General features: G+C 29.3%; 3 protein-coding genes, 1 tRNA gene and 1 rRNA gene. All 5 read right to left on the bottom strand.

Annotated elements, in window-relative coordinates:
* Nucleotides 1-484: 484 nt before the first annotated feature.
* On the bottom strand, nt 485-1,309 hold the full coding sequence (folK, locus tag HBE96_RS19465; protein ID WP_169299383.1) for a 2-amino-4-hydroxy-6-hydroxymethyldihydropteridine diphosphokinase: 825 nt from the start codon (nt 1,307-1,309) through the stop codon (nt 485-487).
* Between the two features lie 739 nt (nt 1,310-2,048).
* Nucleotides 2,049-2,528, bottom strand: coding sequence for an HD domain-containing protein (locus HBE96_RS19470; RefSeq protein WP_169299384.1), 480 nt, complete (start codon nt 2,526-2,528; stop codon nt 2,049-2,051).
* A 34-nt stretch (nt 2,529-2,562) separates the two neighbouring features.
* On the bottom strand, nt 2,563-3,117 hold the full coding sequence (folE, locus tag HBE96_RS19475) for a GTP cyclohydrolase I FolE (RefSeq protein WP_342590204.1): 555 nt from the start codon (nt 3,115-3,117) through the stop codon (nt 2,563-2,565).
* Between the two features lie 310 nt (nt 3,118-3,427).
* Nucleotides 3,428-3,503: transfer RNA gene (locus HBE96_RS19480), tRNA-Phe, on the bottom strand.
* A 7-nt stretch (nt 3,504-3,510) separates the two neighbouring features.
* Nucleotides 3,511-3,627 (bottom strand): 5S ribosomal RNA (gene rrf, locus HBE96_RS19485).
* Between the last annotated feature and the right edge of the window lie 132 nt (nt 3,628-3,759).

Here is a 3,759-nt window from a genome sequence, read left to right on the forward strand (position 1 = left end):
TCAAACTCTCAATTTAAAAGTTTAATCTGTACTCAAATTATTGACGTTAAACTTATTAGTTTAACTAATACTGGCTTATTTAAAATAAGAATTAATTCTTACTTTCACTCTGTTTAATTTTCAAGGATCTTGCCGCATCTCAGCGACTTTTACATCTTATCATGTTTGCTTAATCTTGTCAAGAACTTTTTTTAATTCTTTTTGTTAAGCTTGCTGTTCTTTCACAGCTTTTACATTGTATCACATATTTTAATACCTTGTCAACAAATCTTTTTCAAGATTATTGATCAATTTATTATCTTGCTCAACAACATGTATTATGATACCATCTAAATTTATATTAGTATAATTAGTTTTCTCCATTTTCTCAGTATTATTCTACAAATACATATATTATTTCATTATATTCTCTCTTTTTCTTATACTGACACTCTAGGATAAGTTTACTTTAATAAATAGCTTCATTATATAAACTTTACTTTATTTATTCCTCTTCTTTCACTAATTTATTCATCAAATCCACAATTCTTTTATTTAATAACGGATGTACAGCATACGGTGCTATATCAGCTAATGGTTTTAAAACAAATAAACGTTCTTCCATTCTTGGATGTGGAATTATAATATCTTCATCACAGGTTACCAAATTATCATATAACAAAATATCTAAATCTATTGTCCTTGGCCCCCACTTAATGATTCTTTCACGCTTTAAATCCTTTTCTTTTTTCAATAGAAATTCCATTAAATCTTTAGGTGATAAAAGAGTCTTCACTTCTATTGCACCATTCAAAAAATCATCTTGATTCACATATCCAACAGGTTTAGTAACATAAAATTCAGATACTTTTGTAACCTTTATATCATTTGATTCATTAATTAGACTTATAGCTGAAAGTAAATTGTTCTCTTTATTACCAACATTAGATCCTATTGCAATATATGCCTTATGCCAACTTCTATCAATTTCTACAGCTGCATATTCTACTGGCTTTCCAATAGGTGCCCACGGCTTTTTTATATTCAACTTTACTCTTTCTATTATTTGATACTTTAATAAGATAAACTCTGTAAGTTTCTCTGCAGCAGTTTCAATTAAATTGTATTTTTCCTTTTTAAATTCCTCTTCTATTCCTATACATAGTTCTGCATAATTTACTGTTCTATTTAAATCGTCACTTTCTCCAGCTTCTTTTAAATTCAAAGAAAGCTCTACAGATATAACAAATCTTTGACCTAAATCTTTTTCTTGTTGATTTACTCCATGGAATCCATAAACCTGCAAATCTTTTACGTATATTTTATCCATTTTAAATTTACCTCCTAGTTTAAATATATTTGAAATTCACAATATAAAAATATTGCGACGCAACTTTTTAGGTGGAGGAAGCTTTGAATATATGGTGTATAAAAGCTTTTGAGTGAATTTAGGAGATCTTATGTCTAAAATTTAAAAAATCTCGTAATTTGAATCAGGACGATTCAAGCCGCGAAAGTCCCAGGACGGGACATTTGAGCAGGTAAAGATTTTTTGAATTTTAGGCATTAGAGCTCCTTAATAAACGGTCAGCTTTTATACACCATATATTCAATGCGGACTCCACCTAAAAAGTTGTGTAGTAACTATTGTAATTTTAATATTAAAAATTGCTTATAATACATTATGATCAATCTCTTTCGAAATATTTATGCAAAATAGAAAATAACTTATGACAATTTAATTATATGCGTACGCTTGAAGTTACTAGTTTGGATTTTAACTTTTATGTAGTGATATATGGTAAGTGTTTCATCACATTAGCTAAATTGTTTTAGTATTATTCTTAGTTCAAAATTTTTGAAAGCCTTAGAACTTTAGTCCTGTTTGAGGGAACCGAGTTTGACAAAGTTCTTAGGCTTTCAAAAATTTCGAGCTTTAGAATAATTAAAACATTTAGCAGTGATGAAACACTTACCATATATCATGGAGTAAAAGTTAAAATCCAAACTACTACTGCACCTTTGCGTCACATTATGCTTATTTTACAAAATATTAAGTTAATATTAACTTAATATTTTATATTATAATTCTTCTTTTCATCTAGCCATTTACATTCATCTATAGCCTTACAATAAAAGCAATTTCTAGAGGCTTTATCACTTAAATAGAATACATAACTGAAACTACTTTCTTCATTACCTTCTTTACGATGATTTAAAATAGTATCCATAATTATTTTTATTTCTTCATCATTATATCTAGATACTTCCAATATTTCTTTTGCTAACTTACTACTTGCAATTTCATGATCGACATTTTCCTTATATTCAAGCCATCTTCCTATATCATGTAAAAGTGCTGTACCATATATAATATCCTTACTTATATTTAATCCATTTTCTAATACTAATATATATGCTATTCTTGCTACATCTAAAAAGTGTTGTAAATTGTGTTTACAAAACTTTCTGCCCTTTTCATATCCTTCATTCTTTTTTATATATTCTTTAAACTCCTCATTATTTAAAATAGAATTAATTTTATCCAAATAGATTGCAACTCCCCACTAATAATAATCTATATTAAAGATTAATCATTTTGTATACTTCGTCTCTTAATGAGTAATTTTCTTCAAAATCCCCTCTCGTAACTACTGTTACTGTTTTACTTCCCGGTTTTTTTATCCCCCGCATAGTCATGCACATATGTTCTGCTTCTACTACTACCATAACTCCTCTAGCATCTAAATGCTGCATAATAGCATTACTAATTTCTGCAGTCAATCTTTCCTGTAATTGAGGCCTTTTAGCAAATACTTCTACAGTTCTTGCCAATTTGCTTAATCCTACAACCTTTTTATTAGGTATATATGCTATATGAACTCTTCCGTAAAATGGAACTAAGTGATGTTCACACATAGAATAGAACTGTATATTCTTTTCTAATACTATGTTATTACTTTCTACACTAAAAGTTTTCTTTAAATGTACCTCGGGAGTTTGCTTTAATCCTGAAAATATTTCAGAATACATTCTAGCAATTCTATCAGGGGTTTCTTGCAAACCTTCCCTTTCCGGATCTTCACCTATTGCTTCAATAATCATTCTAACTGCAGTCTTAATTTTATTTTCATCTATCATAATTTTTCATTGAACCTTGCCTCTATTAGAAGCTTGTCCAATAAACCCCCTTTTTCTAATTAATGCTGATAAAAACACTTTTGCTAAACTTATTAATAGTATAATAATTATTACTAAGTTTTTTCTAAATACCAATATAACTAATAATATAATTAGTTATACAATTCTTAATTTATCATAAATTATAACATTTAAATTGTAAGTTTACAAGGCAGTTAATATCTACAGTGTAACCATATAAATACAATTAAAATTAGAATTTGAATTTTTAAACAATAAAAAAACTTAGGTAAAAAACCTAAGTTTTTGGTGGCTGGACCAGGAATCGAACCAGGGACACGAGGATTTTCAGTCCTCTGCTCTACCGACTGAGCTATCCAGCCAAATCTTACCTGGCAACTACCTACTCTTCCACAGGGCCTCCCCTGCAGTACCATCGGCACTATAAAGCTTAACCATCGTGTTCGGAATGGGAACGGGTGTTACCTTTACGTCATTATCACCAGATTTTTTTATTTAGTTGTTTGAAAAGCACGGGGTAATTCTTAACGTCACTACCGTGACTAAATTACCCGGCAATTGTCATTTAGACATTTGCCCTCTCAAAATTGCACAGTGAATTTATTTGGTCAAGCCCTC

The sequence above is a fragment of the Clostridium muellerianum genome, assembly GCF_012926525.1.
Taxonomy (GTDB): Bacteria; Bacillota; Clostridia; order Clostridiales; family Clostridiaceae; genus Clostridium_AM; species Clostridium_AM muellerianum.

Excerpts from the sequence above, each read along its gene's own strand:
- folK (WP_169299383.1), bottom strand. The coding sequence starts at position 1,309 with ATGGATAAAATATACGTAAAAGATTTGCAGGTTTATGGATTCCATGGA.